Raw genomic sequence first — 23,449 nt, 5'->3', positions numbered from 1 at the left:
GTTGTACACTTGTACGGGCGTTTGTTCCATCTGCTTGCGAAAAGAATGATTAAGTCGCATTCTCTTATGCCCATACTATTGACAGGAGGTGACTGTTTTTATGCTAAAAAAAGTGGTTCACTTGTTTTTTGCGGTTATCGGGGTAGTCCTTGGTTATACGTTTGCTCCGGACTTATTCACACGCGTTTTTCATCTGAGTCATAATCCTCTTTTCCAGAACAAGGTGTTTGGCGCCGCAATTGGGTGTGCATTGTTTATTTTAGCCACCATCTCACTGGTCAATTACGTCTCGGCGTTGCTGCGCTGGTTGGAGGAGCGGTTGAAAAACGCTCCATTGGCTGACATCCTGGGTGGAACCATCGGTGTGGTCATTGGACTTGTGGTCGCGTATTTGTTTTCACCGGAGATTCGTGCGATTCCTGTCGTCGGTGTATCTGTTCAGTTCTTCGTGAGTGTTTTCTTTGCGTACCTTGGATTGCGCATTGGGTTTACCAAACGGGAGGATTTAATCAACCTGTTTTCCGGGAAGTTGTCTCTAAAAGACCGGGACAAAGAAAAGAAAGCAGCGTTGCGTCCGGGAGATGCAAAGTTGTTGGACACCTCGGTGATTATTGATGGACGCATTGCGGATCTGGTGGAGACCGGATTCTTGGACGGCACCATCGTCATTGCCTCTTTTGTGCTGGAAGAGCTACAGCACATCGCGGATTCGTCCGACGCGCTCAAACGCAATCGAGGGCGACGCGGCTTAGATGTGCTCAATCGCATCCAGAAAGAATTGGATGTGCCGGTGCAAATTGTCGAGATCGACTTTGAAGACATTCAGGAAGTGGATTCCAAACTCGTTCGCTTGGCGAAGAAGATGAACGGCAAAGTGACCACCAACGATTTTAATTTGAATAAAGTCTGTGAGCTGCAGGGCGTGCCGGTGCTCAACATCAATGATTTGGCGAATGCGTTGAAGCCAATCGTGTTGCCTGGCGAGGAACTGCACGTTCAGGTCATCAAGGACGGAAAAGAGTACAATCAAGGTGTTGCTTACTTGGATGACGGGACGATGATTGTCATTGAGGGCGGTCGTGAACATATTGGCGGCATGCTCGATGTGCTTGTCACCAGTGTATTGCAGACATCTGCTGGTCGCATGATTTTTGCAAAGCCAAAACTGCTGGAACGCGCTTTGTAATGACATGTGCGAAGCGCATGCAGATGAACGATTGGCAAAATGTATCGTCTCACCATGTATAGAACAGATGGAAACAGGACCCATGTGGCGGTCCTGTTTCTGAATGGTTGGGCGTGGAGCACGTGGGAGGATGGAAGTGCATGTTGTTTGCCATTGTCGTTGCGGCAGGGCAAGGGCGGCGTATGGGCTTCAAAAAGCAGTTTATTGATTTGGCAGGAAGCCCCATGTGGCTTCGCTCTGTAGAAGCAATGGCCGCTGGAGGCGCAGAGCAGGTCGTCATTGTGGTGGGTGAAGCGGACTACGCATCATTCCAGCAAGCGTTAGCCGCCAGTCACTTGGCGCGTCAAAGTACACTGGTCATAGGCGGGGATAGTCGATTCGCCTCGGTTCGATCCGGCATGTCCCATATTTATGAGACCCTGGCGCATCGCGACGATCCTGTTCGGCTGGATCAAGTGCAAATTGCAGTTCACGACGCGGCCCGTCCGTTTGCATCCCCAGAGGATGTGCGGCGGACATTTACTCAAGCGTCGCAAACGGGCGCGGCGATTCTTGGGCGCTATTGCCGCGATACTGTGAAGTGGGTGGAGCAGTCGTTTGTGCGCCGCACCATTTCGCGGGAGCATCTGTTTCTTGCTGAAACCCCTCAAGTGGTGCGCGGGGATTACATAGAACGTGCTTATTTGGCAAATGAGACTGGCGCATCGGCTACGGATGACAGCGCCTTGTTGGAAGCACTCGATATCCCGGTGACGTTTGTGGAAGCTGATCACTTTAACGGCAAGGTGACAACGCCAGCAGACTTGGAGTACGCCCGTTGGTTGGCGAACAAAATGTGGGGGACGGTCGAGTCAGGATGAGAATTGGTTATGGGTTTGATGTTCATGCCATCGCAGAAGGGCGAGCACTGGTGCTCGGGGGTGTCCACATTCCCTCGCCGTTTGGCCTTGAGGGCCATTCGGATGCGGATGTTGTCCTGCATGCGGTAATGGACGCGCTGCTTGGCGCATTGGCGCTCGGCGATATCGGCCATCATTTTCCCAATACAGATGACCGATACAAAGACGCGGACAGTATGGAACTGTTGTGTCATGTCTGGCGATTGGTTTCCGAGCGGCAGTATACGCTTGGCAATTTGGATGTGATGGTGTTGGCTGAAGCGCCGAAGATCGCGCCTCATATTCCGCAAATGCGAACAGGCATCGCGGCGGTTTTACAGTGTCAGACCGACCAGGTGTCACTGAAGGCGACGACGATGGAAACGCTCGGTTTTGTCGGGCGCAAGGAGGGGATTGCCGCGCAGGCGGTGGTCCTTTTGCAGAGCAAAGGAGAGATCTCATGACGGTGCGAGTGCGGTTTGCGCCTAGTCCAACTGGCCATCTGCATATCGGCAGCGTGCGGACGGCGCTTTTCAACTATTTGTTTGCCCGTCGGCACGGTGGGCAATTCATTTTACGTATTGAAGATACAGATTTAAACCGCAACGTTGAAGGGGCGGAGTTGCAATTCCTCGATGGTTTTCAATGGCTGGGCATCACTTGGGACGAAGGACCGGATGTGGGCGGGCCACACGCGCCGTATCGCTGTACGGATAGACTGGCTTTGTATCGGAAATATTTAGACCAATTGATGCAGGCTGGACAAGCCTACCCGTGCTTTTGCACGGATGAAGAACTTGCCGCCGAGCGGGAGCAGGCAGAACAAGAGGGACGTGTGCCCCGTTACAGTGGCAAATGTCGCCACCTGTCCGAGTCAGAGTGCAAAGCGCGCATCGACGCAAGCGAACCTTACAGCATCCGCTTCGCGGTGCCAGCAATGCAAGAAATCCACATCGAAGATGTGATTCGGGGACAGGTCTCGTTTCAAACGGACGATATTGGCGATTTTGTCATTGTCAAATCGAATGGCATTCCCACGTACAACTTTCAGGTTGTAGTGGATGATGCAGCGATGGACATCACCCATGTCATACGCGGCGAGGAGCATCTCTCCAACACGCCGCGGCAGGTCTTGTTGTATCAGGCGCTCGGCTTTGATTTGCCCGCATTCGCCCATCTGCCGCAGGTGTTAGATCAGAGCCGCAAAAAATTGAGCAAGCGGGATCCGAATGTGCTGCCGATCCAGCAATACCGCGCGCTCGGTTTTGTGCCACAGGCGATGATCAACTTCCTGGCCTTACTAGGATGGTCGCCTGCGGGAGAAGAAGAACTGTTTGCCATGGACGAGTTGATTGCTCAGTTCGATCTCGCTCGTGTCAGCAAAAGCGGCGCTGTTTTTGATGTCGACAAGTTATCTTGGATGGCGAATCAATACTTTAAATCCCTGCCGCTCGAAACAGCGACCTCGCTGGTGCAACAACAAGTGGACAACGCCAATTGGCAGCAGCCTGCCGGCGTGCCAGACCGTTGGCTTGGCGAAGTCGTGTCATTGTATCAAGAGCAGATGGTGTGCGCGTCGGACTTCTTGCGACTGGCGCCGGATTTCTTCAAAGCGGAAATCAGCTACGAGGCGGATGCGAAAGAATTGCTGGCGACTGCAGAGGCGCGTGTCGTGGTTGAGGCATATCTCGCAGCGGCCAAAAAGGATGAAGCATGGACGGCGGATGCCAGCAAGGCGCGCTTTAAAGAGATTGGCAAAGCGCAAGGCGTAAAAGGCAAAGGGTTGTTCATGCCGGTCCGCGCGGCTGTCACAGGCCAACTGCACGGGCGCGATTTACAGATGACCATCGCGCTGTTGCCGCGGCAATGGGTGATTTCGCGACTTGAAACCGCCTTGACGCAGCCGTCATAATATAATCAAGATTTGATGTGTGTTCCAATATGGTTCTCCACAACTGCAAAACAAACATGGCAGGAGGGCTCGGGTTTGTCCGCTCCAGAGAGTGTTCACCTGATGATCAGGGTGTGAGTGAACACGTGGATTGCCCAGAGTGTGTGCGCCTGCGCGAAGTTCGGAAGGAACGGCCAAATGGCTCAGTAAAATCCGACGGTTGGCACCGTTACATGCATCGAGCGGATCCGCTTTTGCCGGCGGATCAATTCAGAGTGGAACCGCGGCAATGACCGTCTCTGTCGGAGGCGGTTTTTTTGTATTCAGTTTTGAGGAAAGGTTTGATATGAATGGCTGTCGTTCTCTACAACAGTATGACGGGACAAAAAGAAAAACTGGAGACGATTGAACCGGGGAAAGTGCGCTTTTACGCGTGTGGCCCGACCGTCTACAATCTGTTTCATTTGGGCAACGCGCGGATGTTTATCTCGTTTGACATGATCCGCCGTTATTTGACCTACCGCGGATACGAAGTCCGCTATGTGCAAAACTTTACGGATGTGGATGATCGCATCATCCAACGGGCAAATGAGCAGGGTATTCCACCTCGCCAATTGGCGCAGGAAAACATCGATGAATATTTTCGGGATGCGGGTGCGCTGTTTATCGAACCGGCCACTGTCCATCCCCGGGTAACGGAATGCATTCCGGAAATCATCACTTACATTCAGGATCTAATTGGTAAAAACCATGCGTATGAGCGAGGAGGCAATGTCTACTTTGACACTTCTTCCTTTGCAGATTACGGCAAGCTGTCACATCAGTCGCCAGAAGATATGCGCTCGGGCTTCCGGATTGACGTGCAGGAAGAAAAAGACGATCCCAGCGATTTCGCACTTTGGAAAGCGGCGAAACCGGGCGAGGAGTTTTGGCCAAGTCCGTGGGGGAATGGCCGTCCGGGCTGGCACATTGAGTGCTCTGTGATGAACGCCTTGTATTTAGGGGAGCAGATCGACATCCATGCAGGCGGACGGGATTTGATTTTCCCGCACCATGAGAATGAGATCGCCCAGAGCGAGGCGCACTCCGGCGAAACATTTGCGAGGTATTGGCTGCACAACGGCACGCTCAATATCAATGGGGAGAAGATGTCGAAGTCCACGGGCAATTTCATTATGACGCGCGACTTGCTGAAACAAAAGGACGCGCGCACGATTCGCTTTTTCTTGCTCAGTGCGCATTACAGGCATCCGCTGAATTTCACGGAGGAAGCATTGTCCCATGCGGAGCAAGGGCTGCAGCGGATCGACAGAGCGATTCAGAGTTTGGATCACCGCATCGAAGCGCTTCGGCAAGTTGAAGACGTGGTGGAGGTGAAGCGGGATGCGCCTACTGAGCAAGTTCAGCGGGATGTCGCGCTGATTCGAGCGGAGTTTGTCGCGGCGATGGATGATGATTTCAATACAGCAGACGGCATTTCTGCCATATTTGAAGGCGTGCGGCGGGTGAACAGCCATTTGAGCGAAGGGCAAGTCAACATCACAGACCTGCTGGCGTATCGGGATGTGTTTGTCGAATTGCTCGGTGTCATTGGCTTGCCGGAGAAGGAAACACGACCGCTGGAAGCGGAAATCGCTGAATTGATCACGGCGCGCAATGAGGCGCGCAAACGGCGGGACTTTGGTCGGGCAGACGAGATTCGGGATGGGTTGAAGGCGCGCGGCGTCATTCTCGAGGACACGGCACAAGGGACACGTTGGAGCTACGGCCAATGAAGCAGGAGTGGCGTGTAGAGGCGCTCTCTCCGCTGGGACTGGCGTTTGTGGGCGATGCGATTTGGGAGGTGTATGCGCGCCAGCACTGTCTCAATCAAGGCGTGCGCAAACCAAACGATTTGCATCGGCTCTGCACGCGCTATGTCAGCGCGCGCGCGCAGGCCAATGCGCTGGCGCATCTCATGCCAATGCTGGCGGAGGCGGAGGCGAATGTGGTGCGGCGGGGGCGCAACTCAAAATCAGCGCATGTAAGGCGCAACGTCGATGTCATCGTCTATCGCCACAGTACGGGGTTTGAGGCATTGATTGGCCATCTCTACGGCAGCGGACAGGTTGAGCGGCTCGAGGAGATTGTTCGTGAGGCACTCGCATTCTTAGATGAACCAGAAAAGGAGCTATCCAAATGAATCGACCACCAGCGCGCCAACAAAAAGCTCGACAAGGCCGTAAAGAACATGCGAGATCGAAGGCCAAAACGCAGATGGAGCAGAGACAACCAGAGGAAGAAACGACCGAGACGCAACTGCTCAAAGGCCGCCATCCGGTGCTGACCGCACTTGCTGAGGAACGTCCCATCAATAAATTGCTTGTGGCTGAAGGGGCGTCAGAGGCAGGGCTTTCACCCATCATCGCACGAGCGAAGGAACAGGGCGTCGTCGTTCAGTTTGTGCCACGAACAAGGCTCGATATGCTGGCAGGGAACACGCATCAGGGCGTCTTGGCCTATGTGGCGCCTTATGATTACGTCGATGTCGAGGAGATTGCTGCGCGGGAAACGGGGCAGGCGCCGCTTATTGTCCTGCTGGATGGCGTGACAGATCCGCACAATCTGGGTGCCATCATTCGCACCGCAGAGGCAGTTGGCGCGCAGGGCGTCATCATTGGCAAACACCGCGCCGCGCCAGTGACAGAGACGGTCGCCAAAGCCGCTGCAGGCGCGCTGGAGTATTTGCCTGTGGCACGTGTCGCCAACATCGCGCAGACGCTGGAGCAACTCAAAGAGATGGGGTATTGGGTTGTCGGTACATCCGTGGATGCGCCACAGCGGCTGGTTGAAGTGGACTATACGCAAAAAACCGTGGTCGTCATTGGCTCCGAGGGCGCCGGCATGCACCGTTTGGTGAAGGAGCGCTGCGACTTTCTTGTCACCATTCCAATCCTGGGACGAGTTCAAAGCTTGAACGCATCTGTCGCTGCGGGGGTCATGCTCTATGAAGTCGTCCGCCAGAGAACGTAAACGCAAAGGGCAGCGTTGCCTTATTGTGGATGGCTATAACGTGCTGGCTCGGTCGGCGGGGACTTCACTGAGCAAGATTCCCGATTTGGAGCGCGCCAGACTCGATATGGAAGACCAATTGGCCCAGTACAGGTCCGTTTACGACGAAGACGTGGTGGTCGTCTATGACGCCCATCACCGTCCAGGGGTGGGCGGGACAGAGCGGCGCGGCGGGATCGAAATCATCTTCACGAGTTCTGGTGAGACTGCGGACGCCCGCATTGAACGGCTGGTCTACGAGATTCGCGATGATTATCGGGATATCACCGTGGCGACTTCTGATGCAGCGGAGCAGCAAGTCTCCTTCGGCGGTGGCGCCTTGCGCATCTCGGCCAATGAATTGCTGCGCCGCCTGGAGAATATGCGCAATTTCATCAGCCGCCAAACGGCGGCCCATCAGACGGAGCCACGTCATACTTTGGGCGACAGCATTCGCGGCGATATCGCGAAAGCCTTGGAAAAATGGCGTAGAAAGTAGAATGTCCTCAATCTAGGATTGATTATGATAGATTACATAATGTATAATGGCCACATCCTCTTGAGGCCCGGGGTGATTCAGTTTGTCGATGCAGCCCACACAGTTGGACGCTGATTACACGAATTACGAGGAACAAACAGACGAGGACCTAGTTGAGGCTGTGCGCAATGGCGACACGGCAGCATTGGAGTATCTCATTCACAAGTATCGAAATTTCGTGCGCGCCAAAGCGAGAGCGTACTTTCTCATTGGTGCAGACCGCGAGGACATTGTTCAAGAGGGCATGATTGGACTTTACAAGTCGATCCGTGACTTTCGCGGTGACAAACTTTCCTCTTTCAAGGCTTTTGCCGAGCTGTGTATCACCAGACAAATCATCACCGCGATTAAAACCGCGACACGCCAGAAGCACATTCCCCTGAATTCCTATGTCTCGTTGGACAAGCCAATCTATGACGAGGATTCAGACAGGACCCTGCTAGATGTGATTTGTACCGCTCGCGTTTCAGATCCGGAGGAGCTTGTTATACATCAAGAGGAATTTGACGATATTGAAGGTAAGATGTCAGAACTCCTGAGCGACTTGGAGCGAAAGGTGCTCATGCTATACCTCGATGGACGTTCGTATCAGGAAATCGCGGTAGATCTCGCCCGGCACGTAAAGTCGATTGACAACGCGCTCCAGCGCGTGAAACGAAAGCTGGAAAAATACTTGACTTTTCGTAATGTAGTGTGCTAATGTGTTGCAGGTATACGAGTCCCCGTTTCGGGGGTTCTTCTGTTTTATGTCATGAATTATTGTCTGCCTTGTTTTTTGCAAGGGGAGGTGCCCTGAATGCGTGAAATCATCACCTTAGCTTGCACGGAATGCAAGCAACGGAACTACACGTCGATGAAGAACAAGAAGAATGATCCCGAGCGGATCGAAATCAAGAAGTTTTGCCGCACGTGCAATTCGCATACCGCACACCGTGAAACTCGCTAAGTCGGAGCGGCAGCAAAGGAGTCATCCGGTATGGCAAAGCCAGACGAATCAATGGTGAAGACCAATCAGCAACGCCGCAGTGGCTTTTTCAGCTTCCTTGCTGAGTCTGTTCGAGAAATGCGTCGTGTGCGTTGGCCGAAACGCGGCGAGGTCGTCCTGTACACAGCCGCTGCCCTGGTGATGTCTGTTGTTCTGGGATTGTTGGTTTGGGGCTTTGATCTCGGTGTGTCGAAGCTGATGTCGCTTGTTGGTGTAGTTTAACGACTGTCTTGGGGGTGTCCGGGCCGCTGTTGCCCGCGTTATGGAAAACCTCGTAAAACACTGGTATGTCATCCATACGTACTCAGGCTATGAGAACAAAGTCAAAAGCAACTTGGAAAGCCGCGTTCAGACCATGGGGATGGAAGATCGCATTTTTAATGTGATGGTCCCTACGGAAGATGAACTGGAAGTGAAAAACGGGAAAAAACGTGTTGTTCAGCGTAAAGTGTTTCCTGGTTACGTGCTTGTGGAGATGGCGATGACGGACGATTCTTGGTATGTCGTGCGGAATACGCCGGGTGTCACAGGGTTCGTAGGTTCAACTGGCGCAGGTTCCAAGCCGGTTCCGCTGTTACCGCATGAAGTGGATGCCATTTTGCGGTCAATGGGTGTCAGTGAACCGAAACCGACTGTCAGCTATGACGTCGGTGAAGTTGTGCGACTTGTCGACGGGCCTTTTGCTGATATGGTTGGCACGGTTGAAGAGGTGCAGGCCGAACATCAGAAATTGAAAGTGTTGGTTTCGATGTTTGGGCGAGAAACTCCGTTAGAAGTCGAGTATACGCAGGTGGAGCGCCTGTCTTGATAATGGCAGTTAGATTGAGTGGCTCATATGGCTGCTCACTTTCTGTGGTTTGCCATGGCGAACCTTATAGATGAGTGAAGTTTCTTCACGATGCGTCCCGTGGGAGGGGAAATTCCCGATTACCACATTATGAGCGAAGGAGGTGGGCGTGTTGCCGAAGAAAATTGTTAAAGTCGTGAAGTTGCAAATTGCGGCCGGCAAAGCAACGCCTGCGCCGCCGGTAGGTCCAGCATTAGGTCAAGCACAAGTTGGCAACATCATGGGCTTCTGTAAAGAGTTTAACGCACGCACGGCAGACCAAGTGGGTTTGGTCATTCCGGTTGTGTTGTACGTTTACGAAGACCGTTCGTATACGTTTGACCTCAAAACTCCGCCGGCTGCTGTCTTGCTGAAGAAGGCTGCAGGTATCGAATCTGGTTCGGCAGAGCCGAATCGCAACAAAGTTGCAACGGTAAAGCGCGACAAGGTGCGCGCAATTGCCGAAGAGAAGATGGCAGACCTGAACGCAGCGAGTGTTGAAGCAGCGATGCGCATGGTTGAAGGTACTGCGCGTAGCATGGGAATCCTTGTCGAGGACTAATATGGCGGAACAATCGTGGGAGGTTGTCAAACCGCTGACCACATGGAGGTGAAACAATGGCACGCAAATCGAAACGCGCTCAAGAGCTGGCAAAGCTGATTGATCGCGATAAGCTGTATGATGCACAAGAAGCGCTCGGTCTGGTCAAACAGACTGCAAACGCAAAGTTTGATGAAACTGTGGAGATCGCTGTTCGTCTGGGTGTCGACCCGAAGAAGCAGGATCAACAGGTTCGTGGTGCTGTCGTGTTGCCGCATGGCACGGGTAAGACTGCGCGCGTCCTTGTTTTCGCCAAAGGCGAAAAAGCGAAGGAAGCGCAAGAAGCTGGTGCTGATTTTGTCGGCGACGACGATTTGATTCAAAAGATTTCACAGGGTTGGTTTGATTTTGACGTCGTCGTTGCAACCCCGGATATGATGGGTGCTGTCGGCCGTCTGGGTCGTGTTTTGGGGCCGAAAGGACTCATGCCAAACCCGAAAACTGGCACAGTGACATTTGATGTCAGTCGTGCTGTGCAAGAGATCAAAGCCGGTAAGATTGAGTATCGCCTGGACAAAGCGGGGATCATCCACTGTCCGATTGGTAAATCGTCCTTTGAAGTGGACCAGCTTGCTGGGAACTTCCGCACGTTGATTGATGCTTTGCAAAAAGCGAAGCCATCAGGTGCGAAAGGACAATATATCCGTACGGTCACGGTCGCTTCGACCATGGGTCCCGGTGTTCGTGTCAATGCGCTGCGCATTGGGGCGGGCGAATAATCTGATTGCTGGTTTCTGAATAGAAAAGTTTCGCCGTAGACAGCAGGTCCCTTCGGGGTTAATGTGTTCGCCTGCCGAGGTGGTGTAATTCGCTTGCTTTGCATGCGTGGCGCCTCGGTCTGTCGAGGCGCTTTTATATTTGGTTCATTGCTCTAAGGAGGTGTATGGATTGGCAGTACGTGCTGAAAAGGAACAACTCGTACAAGAAATTGCAGACCGTCTTGAACGCAGCAAAAGCGTCGTATTGGCAGACTACCGTGGCTTGAATGTGGCGGAAGTGACCGAACTTCGCTCCAAGTTGCGTGAAGCGGGTGTCGAATATGAAGTGTTGAAAAACACCATGACGAGCCGTGCAGCAGCAAAAGTAAACCTGTCGGGGATTGACGCGTATTTGGCTGGTCCGACGGCGGTTGCTTTCGGTTATGACGATGCGGTGACTGCTGCGAAGATTCTTCATGATTTCGCAAAAGAGCACAAAGCGCTCGAATTAAAAGGCGGCGTGGTTGAAGGTCGCGTTGTGAATAGTGAAGAAGTGGCAGACATTGCGAAGTTGCCAACTCGCGAAGGCTTGCTTTCGATGTTGCTCAGCGTTTTGCAAGCGCCTATGCGCAATTTTGCATACGTGGTGCAACAGGTTTCAGAACAAAAAGATGGCGGTGCAGAAGCGCCGGCTGCAGAATAAACCCATATTTTTATCAGGGCGGGTGCCCTGGACTTTAAGGAGGTCATTCGTTTGACGACACAAGAGATTCTCGAATCCGTAAAAAATATGACGGTTCTCGAACTGAACGAATTGGTAAAGGCAATTGAAGAGGAATTTGGCGTAACTGCAGCAGCTCCGGTTGCTTTTGGTGGCGCAGGTGCAGGTGCTGGTGACGGCGGCGCAGCTGAGCAAACCGAATTTGATGTGATCTTGACGAGTGCTGGTGCCTCCAAGATCGGCGTCATCAAAGTGGTTCGCGAAATCACAGGTCTTGGCTTGAAAGAAGCTAAGGAATTGGTCGACAACGCACCGAAACCGATTAAAGAAAAGATTGCAAAAGAAGACGCTGACGGTATCAAGGCTAAGCTTGAAGAAGCAGGCGCTAGCGTCGAAGTGAAGTAAGAGACTGTTTTGAACGGGAAGGGTGCTCCAGGCGAGCGCCCTTCTTTTGCGAATGGACGAGGGGCTGTTTCAAGGGGTGTGATTGCAATGACGGATCACTACTACACACATTCCCCGCAAGCGAAGCGTGATCCGCGTGTGATACAAGTTGCTGTTCGCGATATTGAACTGCAACTGCAGACGGATAACGGTGTCTTTTCGAAGGCGGGACTTGATGAGGCTACGCGACGGTTGTTGGAGCAGGTGTGGTTGCCGTCGGACGCTTTTGTGTTGGATCTTGGCTGTGGATACGGTCCGGTCACGGCGGTGCTCGGTAAAGTCTACCCGGACAGTCGCTGGGTGTTGGTGGATGTGAACGAGCGAGCGCTTGAACTGGCCGCGTTGAATACGGCGATGTTCGGAGAACGCTGTCAAACCATTTGCTCAGACGGGATTCCGCCTGATTTAGTAGAAGTGTTCACGGATGTGATCCTCAATCCGCCAATTCGCGCTGGGAAGGCCGTTGTCTATCGCTTGTTCGAAGACGCGCATCGAGCTTTGCAGATGGGTGGCCGCCTTTGGGTTGTCATACAAAAAAAGCATGGCGCGCCGAGTGCGTACGCGGAACTGGAGAATCGATTTTCCGAGGTAGAAACGGTCTACCGGAAATCGGGCTATTTTGTGTTTTTAGCAAAAAAGTTGACGTAGTATCTGTGGTGTGATATTCTTATCCAATGCAAACTGTAGCGATTGGACGGATGCTCACCTCTTTTGAATGTATAAAACCCGTAAACATTGGACATAGGTGAATAATAGCCGATTCGACGTGCTGAAATGTGGTTTGCTCTGGCCTCATTTTCTTTTTGTCTTTAGAGCCTCTTTTAAATTGCATCGTCCATCAAATCCGCTTGAGGGGTGACGGTTTTGCAGGGACACATGGTCAAGTATGGATGGGCTGAACGCCGTAGCTATTCGCGCATCCGAGAAGTCCTCGATTTACCCAATCTAATTGAAATCCAGCAAAAATCTTACGAGTGGTTTCTGCGTGAAGGATTGCGTGAAATGTTTGCCGATATTTCACCGATTCAAGACTTCACTGGAAACTTGGTGCTTGAGTTCATCGATTACAGTCTTGGTGAGCCTAAGTATGATGTTGAAGAATCAAAAGAGCGCGACGTGACATATGCAGCGCCGTTGCGTGTGAAGGTCCGGTTGTTGAACAAGGAGACCGGGGAAGTGAAAGAGCAAGAAGTCTTCTTGGGAGACTTTCCGTTGATGACAGACACAGGCACATTCGTCATCAATGGGGCTGAACGGGTGATTGTCAGCCAATTGGTTCGGTCACCTAGTGTGTATTATAGCAGTAAAATCGACAAAAATGGCAAGCGAACATTTGCGGCGACCGTCATTCCAAACCGGGGTGCATGGCTTGAGTTTGAGACAGATGCCAAGGATGTCGTCTACGTCCGGATCGACAGAACACGGAAATTGCCGATCACGGTCTTGCTGCGTGCTTTAGGGCTGTCTTCCGACGCTGAGATCACACAGCTGTTCGGTGAGGATGAGTATCTCCAAAACACGCTGGACAAGGATACCACGGATTCAACTGAGCGAGCGCTGGTTGAAATTTACGAGCGTTTGCGCCCTGGTGAGCCGCCCACGTTGGAAAACGCGCGCGCACTGTTGGCCTCTCGGTTTTTTGATCCGAAACGGTACGACCTTGCCAATGTCGGTCGCTACAAAATCAACAAGAAACTGCATATCAAGAACCGCCTGTTGAATCAACGCCTGGCAGAAACGCTCGTCGATTCGGACACCGGGGAGATCATCGCTGAAGCTGGCGCGATTATTGATCGTCGCTTGCTTGATAAGATCATTCCGGCGCTCGAGGGCAATGTTGGTCGTCTTTCGGTCAGAGCTACACAGGACTTGGTCGAGGATGAGAACGTGCCATTGCAGATGGTGAAGATTTTCAGTCCGCTTGAGGATGGGAATATCCTTCATGTTCTGGGCAATGGTCTGGTTTCGACGGATGTGAAATACATCACACCGTCAGACATCCTTGCAGCGGTTTCTTATTTCTTTAATCTGCTGCGGGGCTTGGGCACCACAGATGACATTGACCATCTCGGTAACCGCCGTCTGCGCTCCGTTGGTGAATTGCTGCAGAATCAGTTCCGCATTGGTCTCTCCAGAATGGAGCGGGTCGTGCGTGAACGGATGTCTATTCAAGACGCGAGTGCCATCACGCCACAGGCGCTGATCAACATTCGGCCTGTCATTGCAGCAATTAAAGAATTTTTTGGCTCCAGCCAGTTGTCTCAATTTATGGATCAGACAAACCCGCTCGCTGAATTGACGCACAAGCGTCGTTTGTCTGCGCTTGGACCGGGCGGATTGACGCGTGAGCGCGCCGGGTTTGAAGTGCGTGACGTCCACTATTCACACTATGGGCGCATGTGTCCGATTGAGACACCTGAAGGTCCGAACATCGGGCTTATCAACTCGTTGTCATCTTATGCGCGCATCAATGAGTATGGCTTCATTGAAACGCCCTATCGCCGGGTGGATCCGGAAACGGGCGTGGTTACGGAGCGCATTGATTATTTGACGGCAGACGAGGAAGAGAACTACGTTATCGCTCAGGCGAACGAGCCGTTGACCGAAGACAATAAACTTGCTTCTGATGAAATTACCGTGCGGTACCGAGAGGATGTCATCACGGTCTCCCGGGAACGTATTGACTATATGGACGTGTCGCCGAAACAGGTTGTCTCCGTTGCGACAGCGCTGATTCCGTTTTTGGAAAACGACGATGCGAACCGCGCTTTGATGGGATCGAACATGCAACGTCAGGCGGTGCCGCTGCTTGTCACTGACTCTCCTTATGTTGGGACGGGGATGGAGCATCAAGCCGCAAAGGATTCAGGCGTTTGCGTCGTATCTCGCCATGCTGGTGTGGTGGAACGTTCGACGGCCAAAGAAATTTGGATCCGTCAAGAGAGTGAAGTGGACGGTCAAACCGTGCGTGGGGATCTTGCGAAGTATCGCTTGATTAAGTTCTCGCGTTCGAACCAAAACACGTGCGTCAATCAACGCCCGATTGTGCGTGAGGGTCAACGAGTGAAGCCGGGGGATATCCTCGCGGATGGACCGGCGACGCAAAAAGGTGAACTTGCGCTGGGACGCAATGTCCTTGTGGCCTTCATGACATGGGAGGGCTACAACTACGAGGACGCCATCCTGCTTTCGGAGAAAATGGTGAAGGAAGACGTGTATACGTCTATTCACATTGAGGAGTACGAGCAGGAATCGCGGGATACGAAGCTCGGTCCTGAAGAGATCACGCGCGACATCCCGAATGTCGGTGAGGATGCGCTCAAGAATCTCGATGACCGCGGGATCATTCGCATCGGCGCGGAAATTCGCACTGGCGACATTCTGGTTGGGAAAGTCACACCGAAGGGCGTTACGGAGCTGACCGCAGAAGAGCGGTTGCTGCACGCAATCTTTGGTGAAAAGGCGCGCGAGGTCCGCGATACGTCTCTGCACGTGCCACACGGCGGTGCGGGGATTGTCGTCGATGTGAAAGTCTTTACGCGGGAAAATGGCGACGAGTTGCCAGCGGGTGTCAACCAACTGGTGCGGGTCTATATTGCGCAGAAACGGAAGATCTCCGAAGGTGACAAAATGGCTGGTCGTCACGGGAACAAAGGTGTCGTCGCGCGCATTTTGCCGGAGGAAGACATGCCGTTCCTGGAAGATGGAACACCGGTGCAAGTCGTCTTGAACCCGTTGGGCGTGCCTTCTCGTATGAATATTGGGCAAGTGTTGGAAACCCACCTTGGCATGGCGGCCAAAGTGCTTGGCCTGAAGATGGCGACGCCAGTCTTTGACGGCGCGCATTCTGACGATGTGTTCAACACGTTGACCGAGGCGGGGTTGCCGGCGGATGGCAAGCAGGTCTTGCTCGATGGCCGGTCTGGAGAGCCGTTTGAGAACCGGGTCACAGTTGGCTACGTGTACATGCTCAAGTTGCACCACTTGGTAGATGACAAGATCCACGCTCGTTCAACAGGGCCGTACTCGCTCGTTACGCAGCAACCGCTGGGCGGTAAAGCGCAATTCGGCGGGCAACGCTTTGGCGAGATGGAAGTTTGGGCGCTCGAAGCATATGGTGCCGCCTATACACTCCAGGAGATCCTGACCGTGAAGTCGGATGACGTGGTTGGTCGTGTCAAGACGTATGAAGCCATCGTCAAAGGCGAGAACGTGCCTGAACCAGGGGTTCCAGAGTCGTTCAAGGTCTTGATTAAGGAACTGCAGAGTCTTGGCATGGACGTCAAGATTTTAAGCGGTGACGAGCAAGAGATTGAGATGAAAGAAATCGATGACGAAGACGAAGGTTCCGAGAAGCTCAATTTGAATCTCGAATACCACGAAGTCGGCGAATAAAGCGCGCTTTGCGCTTTGTCGCTCGCGCGCGATGCTGCACGCCGTTAACGATTCACGCGTTACGATTGGAGGGTGCACGATTTGCTAGACGTGAACAACTTTGAGTTCATGAAAATCGGCTTGGCATCACCAGAAAAGATTCGGTCATGGTCACATGGCGAAGTGAAAAAGCCAGAGACCATTAACTACCGAACGCTGCGTCCGGAAAAGGAAGGTCTTTTCTGCGAAAAAATCTTTGGTCCGACACGCGACTGGGAATGTCATTGTGGAAAATACAAACGAATCCGCTATAAAGGGGTCGTTTGTGATCGATGCGGCGTTGAAGTGACTCGTGCGAAGGTTCGTCGCGAACGGATGGGACACATCGAGTTGGCGGCGCCTGTCTCACACATTTGGTACTTCAAGGGAATTCCCAGCCGGATGGGTCTGGTCCTGGATATGTCACCGCGCGCTTTGGAGGAAGTCATTTACTTCGCTTCTTACGTCGTGACAGATCCCGGGGATACCCCGCTTGAAAAGAAGCAGTTGCTGAGTGAAAAAGAGTACCGTTCCTATCGTGAAAAATATGGCTATGCTTTTCAGGCTGGCATGGGTGCGGAAGCCATTCGCTCTTTGTTGCACGAGATAGATTTGGATAAAGAGGTTGACACGCTTCGCGAGGAACTGCGCACTGCGCAAGGGCAACGCCGCAATCGCGCGATCAAGCGACTCGAAGTCGTGGAGGCGTTCCGTCTGTCTGGGAATCGCCCAAGCTGGATGATTCTTGAGGCGTTGCCGGTGATTCCACCGGATTTGCGTCCGATGGTGCAATTGGATGGCGGGCGTTTTGCAACCTCCGATTTGAATGACCTGTATCGCCGCGTCATCAATCGGAACAATCGTCTGAAGCGCCTGCTTGATTTGGGCGCGCCGGACATTATCGTTCAGAACGAAAAACGGATGTTGCAAGAGGCGGTTGACGCGCTCATCGACAATGGCCGACGCGGCCGTCCTGTCACGGGACCGGGCAATCGTCCATTGAAGAGCCTTTCGCATATGCTCAAAGGTAAGCAAGGTCGTTTCCGTCAAAATCTGTTGGGGAAACGCGTTGACTATTCTGGTCGTTCAGTTATCGTCGTTGGTCCTGAACTGCGGATGTACCAATGCGGATTGCCAAAGGAAATGGCGCTTGAGCTGTTTAAGCCGTTTGTCATGAAAGAATTGGTTGCGCGTGGCTTGGCGCACAACATCAAGAGCGCAAAGCGCAAAGTGGAGCGTGTGTCGCCAGAGGTGTGGGACGTCGTTGAAGATGTCATCAAACAGCACCCTGTGTTGCTGAATCGCGCACCGACTTTGCACCGCTTGGGTATTCAGGCGTTTGAGCCGACGTTGGTTGAAGGTCGCGCTATAAAGCTGCATCCGCTTGTCTGTACGGCGTACAATGCCGACTTTGACGGTGACCAAATGGCTGTGCACGTGCCTTTGTCTGCTGAGGCACAGGCTGAAGCGCGTCTGCTGATGCTTGCGGCGCACAATATCTTGAACCCGAAGGATGGCAAACCTGTTGTCACGCCTACGCAGGATATGGTGCTTGGCCCGTACTACCTGACGATTGAAAAAGAAGGCGAGCCTGGGGAAGGCAATATCTTCTCTTCGATGTCCGAGGTTGAATATGCGCGGCATCAAGGTTTGATCACGTTGCAGAGTCGCATTATTGTGCCGGCGAATATTCTGGCGAAAACAAGCTTGACTGAAGCGCAAGCAAAAGCGTTGCTCATCACAACGCCAGGCAAGCTGATTTTCAACAGCATTTTCCCTGCTGATTTCCCGTACTTGAATTCGGCGGCCAAGCAAAATCTGCTGGGCGGCGCGCCGGATGAGACGTTTATTTTTGACAAGGGTGTCAATCTGCAAGAGGCGATTAAAGCGCGGCCGATACCGAAGGCGGTCATTAAAAAAGACCTTGGGAACATTCTCGGCGAGTGTTTCCGCCGCTATGGCACGACAGTGACTGCTGAAATTTTGGATCGCGTCAAGCGTTTGGGCTTTAACTACTCGACGCGCGCTGGTATCACCATTGCGGTGAGTGATATCATCGTTCCAGATGAAAAACGGCAGATTATCGAAAGTGCAGAGGCGAAGGAACACAAGCTCAAGCAGCAATATCGTCGTGGGTTGATCACTGAAGAAGAACAGTACGTCAGCTTCAGCCAAATCTGGTCCGAGGCAAAGGAATCCATCTCGACGACTTTGATGGACAGTATGGATCAGTTCAACCCAATTTACATGATGGCCACCTCTGGTGCGCGTGGTAGTAACTCGCAGATTACACAGTTGGCGGGCATGCGCGGCTTGATGGCAAACCCATCGGGTGAAATCATTCAGTTGGCCATCAAATCGAACTTCCGCGAAGGATTAAGCGTCTTGGAGTACTTTATCTCGACGCACGGTGCTCGTAAAGGGTTGGCCGATACGGCTTTGCGGACGGCTGACTCAGGGTATTTGACGCGGCGGTTGGTTGACGTGGCGCAAGACACCATCGTGCGCGAATTCGATTGTGGAACAGACAAAGGGCTGCGCGTGGTTGAAATTCGCGATGGACGTGAAATTATCGAGGAACTGGGGGATCGACTGGAAGGACGAATTGCATTCCAGGATATTTTCCACCCAGAGACCGGTGAGAAAATTGTGGGTAAAAACGAGCTGATCGACGAAGAAGCAACAGATCGAATTGTCGAATCAGGCATCAAAGAAGTTTATATCCGCTCTGTCCTCACGTGTCGATCCCGCCATGGCGTCTGCATCCAATGCTATGGTCGGAACTTAGCCACTGGCAAGATGGTTGAAATCGGCGAAGCGGTCGGTATTATCGCTGCGCAGTCCATTGGTGAGCCAGGGACACAGCTGACGATGCGCACGTTCCACACGGGCGGCGTCGCAGGTGACGATATCACGCAAGGTCTTCCGCGTATTCAGGAGTTGTTTGAAGCGCGGAACCCGAAAGGTCAAGCGGTCATTTCAGAGTTTGAAGGGACCATCACGGACATCCGTGAGGCCAAGGACAAACGCGAGGTGGAATTGACCGGCGAAAGCGAGACGAAGATCTACCAGATTCCGTATGGTTCTCGTATTCGCGTCTCTGTGGATCAACAGTTAGAGGCTGGCGAAGAGTTGACGGAAGGGTCTGTAGACCCGAAGGAAATGCTGCGCGTCAAAGGGTTGCAAGGGGTGCAGAATTACCTGTTGCGCGAAGTGCAACGCGTCTACCGTCTGCAAGGTGTGGACATCAACGACAAACACGTCGAAGTGATGATTCGTCAGATGTTGCGCAAAGTGCGCATTCTCGATGCTGGCGACACCGAACTGCTGCCGGGTACCTATGTGGATTTGTTCAGCTATGAAAATGCCAACCGGCATGCGCTCTTGACGGGTAAAGTGCCCGCTGTAGCCCGTCCGGCGCTCTTGGGCATCACGAAAGCCTCGCTGGAGACCGATTCTTTCTTGTCGGCTGCATCGTTCCAAGAGACGACGCGCGTCTTGACAGAGGCTGCAATTAAAGGTAAAGTTGACCGACTGCTCGGTCTGAAGGAAAATGTGATCATTGGTAAATTGATACCGGCTGGGACGGGAATGTCTCGTTATCGCAATGTCAGTTTGCCTGGAGAAGAGGAAGAACAGTCAGCAAACGCTGATAGCTCAGCCGAGTTTGAAGCTGAGCCGGCGCCGACTGTGGAGTGATAAACCTTGGAAATCAGGCTGTCAATATGAGAATGATATTGACAGCCTGGAAACCTCGGTGATAGAATTCCGTAGTGTGCGTTGGGCACGGTGTGTTTCCACTGGGGGAGGCTCGTGCGGTGTCACTTGACGACATACGCCAAGCGAGGAAGAAAACCATAGGCACGAATCAGACTTTAAAGTTGCTCAAGCAGTTTGGGGCGCAGGTTACCTGTGTTTATATTGCAAGAGATGCTGAGCAGCACGTGGTGTCGCCTGTAGAGCAATTGGCGGAGAAAAACACCGTGCCAATTGTTTGGGTGGATACCATGCGTCAACTTGGCAAGGCTTGCGGTATTGAAGTTGGAGCAGCGACGGCGAGCATCATCCTGAATTGATGCTGGCTGGGTTTGGTATGTGGCGTGGGTTTTTGTTTGCTCAAACATGAACCACCAGGCTCTGTGGGCTTGAGTGGATTTGTGCAAAATCACTTTGTTGGACTTGAGAGGAGGTGCAGTAATGCCGACGATTAATCAGCTCGTTCGTAAGGGTCGCAAGGATGTCCTTAAGAAATCGACAGCACCGGCACTGCAAAAGGGGTACAACAGCCAACAGAAGTCTTTGACAGACTTGCCGTCGCCGCAAAAACGCGGTGTCTGCACGCGTGTAGGCACAATGACCCCGAAAAAGCCGAACTCGGCGCTTCGTAAGTATGCGCGTGTTCGGTTGACCAATACGATTGAGGTCACCGCGTATATTCCGGGGATTGGCCACAACTTGCAAGAACACTCGGTCGTGCTTGTGCGCGGCGGTCGTGTAAAGGACTTGCCAGGTGTGCGTTATCATATCGTTCGTGGTGCGCTTGACACCGCTGGCGTGAAGGATCGCATGCAAGGTCGTTCGAAATATGGTGCAAAGCGCCCGAAGCAAAAGTAATTTAAGATGACATGAATTTGTGATAAAGAAAGGAGGGTGCTCCGTGCCACGTAAAGGACCTGTACCGAAGCGGGACGTTCTGCCGGATCCGCTATATGGGAACAAACTCGTATCACGCCTCATCAACAAGGTGATGCTTGACGGGAAGAAAGGTGTATCACAACGCATCGTTTACAATGCGTTTGAAACCATTCGCGAGCGTTCTGGCAAGGACCCACTAGAAGTATTTGAAACAGCTATGCGCAACATCATGCCTGTGCTGGAAGTGAAAGCTCGCCGCGTTGGCGGCTCCAACTACCAAGTTCCAATTGAAGTGCGCAATGACCGCCGCATCACGCTTGGCTTGCGTTGGTTGGTCAACTATTCTCGCCTTCGCGGGGAGAAGACGATGGAAGAAAAATTGGCGAACGAACTATTGGACGCAGCCAACAACACCGGCGGTGCTGTTCGCAAACGCGAAGATACACACCGGATGGCTGAAGCGAACAAAGCGTTTGCTCACTACCGTTGGTAGAATAGATTCATAACCTGGAAGGAGGCGGCGAGATGGCGCGCGAATTCCCGCTTGAGAGAACGCGAAATATCGGTATCATTGCGCATATCGATGCTGGTAAAACCACCACCACTGAGCGTATTCTGTTCTATACTGGTCGGGTGCACAAAATCGGGGAAGTACACGATGGTGCTGCTACAATGGACTGGATGGTTCAGGAACAAGAGCGCGGTATCACCATCACGTCTGCTGCTACGACTGCTCAGTGGAAAGACCACCGCATTAACATCATCGACACGCCTGGACACGTGGACTTCACGGTAGAAGTTGAGCGTTCCTTGCGCGTGCTCGATGGCGCGTGCGCGGTTTTTGATGCAAAGGGCGGCGTTGAGCCACAATCAGAGACGGTTTGGCGACAAGCGGACAAGTATCATGTTCCTCGTATCGCATATGTGAACAAGATGGACATCATTGGAGCGGACTTCTTGGAATGTGTTGCTCAAATGAAAGGCCGCTTGGGCGCAAACGCAGTTCCGATTCAACTTCCGATTGGCGCTGAAGATCATTTCACAGGAATTGTGGACTTGGTCGAGAACAAAGCCATCATTTATACAGATGACTTGGGCACGCACTCGGAGGATACTGAAATTCCAGCTGATTTGAAAGAATTGGCGGAGGAAAAACGCAATGAATTGCTGGAAGCAGTCGCTGAGCTGGATGAAGAACTGATGATGAAGTACCTGGAAGGCGAAGAAATTACGATTCCTGAAATTAAAGCGGCGCTTCGCAAGGGAACCTGTAATGTGGAAATCTTCCCTGTACTTTGTGGTTCTTCATACCGCAACAAGGGCGTCCAAATGATGCTTGATGCGGTTGTTGCTTATCTGCCGGCGCCGACTGACGTACCGGCGATTAAAGGTGTAACACCTGAAGGTGAAGAGATTGAACGCCACTCTTCAGATGAAGAGCCGTTTTCAGCACTTGCCTTCAAAATCATGACAGACCCGTTTGTGGGTAAACTTGCGTTCTTCCGCGTATACTCCGGTATTTTGGAGAGCGGATCGTACGTGTTGAATTCCACAAAGGGCAAACGCGAGCGCATCGGTCGCATTCTGCAGATGCACGCGAATCACCGTGAGGAAATCACACAGGTTTACTCTGGTGACATCGCTGCGGCGGTTGGTTTGAAAGACACGACAACAGGTGATACGCTTTGCGATGAAAAGAGTGTCGTTCTGTTGGAGTCAATGGAATTCCCAGATCCAGTTATCTCGATTTCCATTGAGCCGAAAACAAAGGCAGACCAAGACAAGATGGGCATCGCTTTGGCCAAGTTGGCTGAAGAAGATCCGACCTTTAAAACCTACACTGATCAGGAAACAGGTCAGACCATCATTCAAGGCATGGGCGAATTGCACTTGGAAGTTATTGTTGACCGCCTGCAGCGCGAGTTCCGTGTTGAATGTAACGTAGGTCGCCCGCAGGTTGCCTACAAAGAGACCATCACGAAGCGCGTTGACCAGGAAGGCAAGTTTGTCCGTCAGTCTGGTGGCCGTGGTCAATATGGTCACGTCAAAGTCATTTTCGAACCGTTGGAACGCGGCGAAGGATTTGTCTTTGAAAACAAGGTTGTCGGTGGTGCGATTCCGAGGGAATACATCCCAGCTGTCGAAGATGGCATTCACGAGGCAATGCGTAACGGTGTCATCGCCGGTTACCCGCTTGTCGATGTGAAAGCGTCATTGTACGACGGTTCTTATCACGACGTCGACTCGTCAGAAATGGCGTTTAAAATTGCCGGTTCCATGGCATTGAAAGCTGGGGCGCTCAAAGCTGGTCCTGCGCTCTTAGAACCTGTCATGAAGGTTGAAGTCACTGTCCCAGAGGAATATATGGGCGATATTTTGGGTGACATCAATTCCCGGCGTGGTCGCGTAGAAGGCATGGACACGCGCGGCAACACGAGCATCGTACGTGGCTTTGTGCCGCTTTCAGAGATGTTCGGTTACTCTACATCGCTTCGTTCTCGCACCCAAGGGCGCGGTGTCTTTGCGATGGAGTTGGCTGCGTATGAAGAAGTGCCGAAGAGCATTGCAGAAGAAATTATTAAGAAGAGCAAAGGCGAATAAGG

At 52.5% G+C, this 23,449-nt stretch carries 23 protein-coding genes and 1 other annotated feature; all 23 genes read left to right on the top strand.

The window, feature by feature from the left end:
* Positions 1-100 precede the first annotated feature (100 nt).
* The gene (locus ACFSB2_RS00375) at positions 101-1,186 is read left to right on the top strand and encodes a PIN/TRAM domain-containing protein (RefSeq protein ID WP_377940512.1); all 1,086 of its coding nucleotides are present in this window, start codon (positions 101-103) and stop codon (positions 1,184-1,186) included.
* A 140-nt stretch (positions 1,187-1,326) separates the two neighbouring features.
* Positions 1,327-2,046, top strand: a complete 720-nt coding sequence (locus ACFSB2_RS00370; protein WP_377940511.1) for an IspD/TarI family cytidylyltransferase — start codon at positions 1,327-1,329, stop codon at positions 2,044-2,046.
* Positions 2,043-2,528 carry a 2-C-methyl-D-erythritol 2,4-cyclodiphosphate synthase gene (gene ispF, locus ACFSB2_RS00365; protein ID WP_377940510.1) on the top strand — a complete coding sequence of 162 codons (486 nt, stop codon included), beginning with the start codon at positions 2,043-2,045 and terminating at the stop codon, positions 2,526-2,528. Before ACFSB2_RS00370 ends, ispF begins: the two co-directional genes overlap by 4 nt.
* The gene (gene gltX, locus ACFSB2_RS00360) at positions 2,525-3,976 is read left to right on the top strand and encodes a glutamate--tRNA ligase (protein WP_377940509.1); all 1,452 of its coding nucleotides are present in this window, start codon (positions 2,525-2,527) and stop codon (positions 3,974-3,976) included. The genes ispF and gltX overlap by 4 nt, the downstream gene beginning before the upstream one ends.
* Before the next feature lie 329 nt (positions 3,977-4,305).
* On the top strand, positions 4,306-5,730 hold the full coding sequence (cysS, locus tag ACFSB2_RS00355) for a cysteine--tRNA ligase (RefSeq protein WP_377940508.1): 1,425 nt from the start codon (positions 4,306-4,308) through the stop codon (positions 5,728-5,730).
* Positions 5,727-6,137: a Mini-ribonuclease 3 gene (locus ACFSB2_RS00350; RefSeq protein ID WP_377940507.1), complete on the top strand. Its 411-nt coding sequence runs from the start codon at positions 5,727-5,729 to the stop codon at positions 6,135-6,137. Before cysS ends, ACFSB2_RS00350 begins: the two co-directional genes overlap by 4 nt.
* The gene (gene rlmB, locus ACFSB2_RS00345; protein WP_377940506.1) at positions 6,134-6,967 is read left to right on the top strand and encodes a 23S rRNA (guanosine(2251)-2'-O)-methyltransferase RlmB; all 834 of its coding nucleotides are present in this window, start codon (positions 6,134-6,136) and stop codon (positions 6,965-6,967) included. The genes ACFSB2_RS00350 and rlmB overlap by 4 nt, the downstream gene beginning before the upstream one ends.
* Positions 6,942-7,484: an NYN domain-containing protein gene (locus ACFSB2_RS00340; protein WP_377940505.1), complete on the top strand. Its 543-nt coding sequence runs from the start codon at positions 6,942-6,944 to the stop codon at positions 7,482-7,484. The genes rlmB and ACFSB2_RS00340 overlap by 26 nt, the downstream gene beginning before the upstream one ends.
* Before the next feature lie 88 nt (positions 7,485-7,572).
* Positions 7,573-8,223: an RNA polymerase sporulation sigma factor SigH gene (sigH, locus tag ACFSB2_RS00335; RefSeq protein WP_377940528.1), complete on the top strand. Its 651-nt coding sequence runs from the start codon at positions 7,573-7,575 to the stop codon at positions 8,221-8,223.
* Between the two features lie 96 nt (positions 8,224-8,319).
* On the top strand, positions 8,320-8,469 hold the full coding sequence (gene rpmG, locus ACFSB2_RS00330) for a 50S ribosomal protein L33 (protein ID WP_377940504.1): 150 nt from the start codon (positions 8,320-8,322) through the stop codon (positions 8,467-8,469).
* A 30-nt stretch (positions 8,470-8,499) separates the two neighbouring features.
* Positions 8,500-8,730, top strand: coding sequence for a preprotein translocase subunit SecE (secE, locus tag ACFSB2_RS00325; protein ID WP_377940503.1), 231 nt, complete (start codon positions 8,500-8,502; stop codon positions 8,728-8,730).
* Between the two features lie 40 nt (positions 8,731-8,770).
* On the top strand, positions 8,771-9,316 hold the full coding sequence (nusG, locus tag ACFSB2_RS00320; protein WP_377940501.1) for a transcription termination/antitermination protein NusG: 546 nt from the start codon (positions 8,771-8,773) through the stop codon (positions 9,314-9,316).
* A 151-nt stretch (positions 9,317-9,467) separates the two neighbouring features.
* On the top strand, positions 9,468-9,896 hold the full coding sequence (rplK, locus tag ACFSB2_RS00315; protein WP_377940527.1) for a 50S ribosomal protein L11: 429 nt from the start codon (positions 9,468-9,470) through the stop codon (positions 9,894-9,896).
* A gap of 56 nt (positions 9,897-9,952) precedes the next feature.
* Positions 9,953-10,654: a 50S ribosomal protein L1 gene (gene rplA, locus ACFSB2_RS00310; protein WP_377940500.1), complete on the top strand. Its 702-nt coding sequence runs from the start codon at positions 9,953-9,955 to the stop codon at positions 10,652-10,654.
* 15 nt (positions 10,655-10,669) lie between these two features.
* Positions 10,670-10,800, top strand: a sequence feature (ribosomal protein L10 leader region).
* 23 nt (positions 10,801-10,823) lie between these two features.
* Positions 10,824-11,336 carry a 50S ribosomal protein L10 gene (gene rplJ / locus ACFSB2_RS00305; RefSeq protein WP_377940499.1) on the top strand — a complete coding sequence of 171 codons (513 nt, stop codon included), beginning with the start codon at positions 10,824-10,826 and terminating at the stop codon, positions 11,334-11,336.
* 51 nt (positions 11,337-11,387) lie between these two features.
* Positions 11,388-11,759 (top strand): 50S ribosomal protein L7/L12, encoded by a 372-nt coding sequence (gene rplL, locus ACFSB2_RS00300; protein ID WP_377940498.1) that lies wholly within the window; start codon positions 11,388-11,390, stop codon positions 11,757-11,759.
* A gap of 87 nt (positions 11,760-11,846) precedes the next feature.
* Complete coding sequence (locus tag ACFSB2_RS00295) at positions 11,847-12,446, top strand: class I SAM-dependent methyltransferase (protein WP_377940496.1); 600 nt, start codon at positions 11,847-11,849, stop codon at positions 12,444-12,446.
* A 228-nt stretch (positions 12,447-12,674) separates the two neighbouring features.
* On the top strand, positions 12,675-16,193 hold the full coding sequence (rpoB, locus tag ACFSB2_RS00290) for a DNA-directed RNA polymerase subunit beta (protein ID WP_377940526.1): 3,519 nt from the start codon (positions 12,675-12,677) through the stop codon (positions 16,191-16,193).
* A gap of 81 nt (positions 16,194-16,274) precedes the next feature.
* The gene (rpoC, locus tag ACFSB2_RS00285) at positions 16,275-19,910 is read left to right on the top strand and encodes a DNA-directed RNA polymerase subunit beta' (RefSeq protein WP_377940495.1); all 3,636 of its coding nucleotides are present in this window, start codon (positions 16,275-16,277) and stop codon (positions 19,908-19,910) included.
* 119 nt (positions 19,911-20,029) lie between these two features.
* Positions 20,030-20,287: a ribosomal L7Ae/L30e/S12e/Gadd45 family protein gene (locus tag ACFSB2_RS00280; protein ID WP_377940494.1), complete on the top strand. Its 258-nt coding sequence runs from the start codon at positions 20,030-20,032 to the stop codon at positions 20,285-20,287.
* A gap of 121 nt (positions 20,288-20,408) precedes the next feature.
* On the top strand, positions 20,409-20,825 hold the full coding sequence (gene rpsL, locus ACFSB2_RS00275) for a 30S ribosomal protein S12 (protein ID WP_377940493.1): 417 nt from the start codon (positions 20,409-20,411) through the stop codon (positions 20,823-20,825).
* 43 nt (positions 20,826-20,868) lie between these two features.
* The gene (gene rpsG, locus ACFSB2_RS00270; RefSeq protein WP_377940492.1) at positions 20,869-21,339 is read left to right on the top strand and encodes a 30S ribosomal protein S7; all 471 of its coding nucleotides are present in this window, start codon (positions 20,869-20,871) and stop codon (positions 21,337-21,339) included.
* 32 nt (positions 21,340-21,371) lie between these two features.
* On the top strand, positions 21,372-23,447 hold the full coding sequence (gene fusA / locus ACFSB2_RS00265; RefSeq protein ID WP_377940490.1) for an elongation factor G: 2,076 nt from the start codon (positions 21,372-21,374) through the stop codon (positions 23,445-23,447).
* The last annotated feature ends 2 nt before the right edge of the window (positions 23,448-23,449 follow it).

This window comes from Alicyclobacillus fodiniaquatilis (genome assembly GCF_042678105.1).
Lineage (GTDB): Bacteria > Bacillota > Bacilli > Alicyclobacillales > Alicyclobacillaceae > Alicyclobacillus > Alicyclobacillus fodiniaquatilis.
This window is presented reverse-complemented; position numbering and strand designations above follow the sequence as displayed.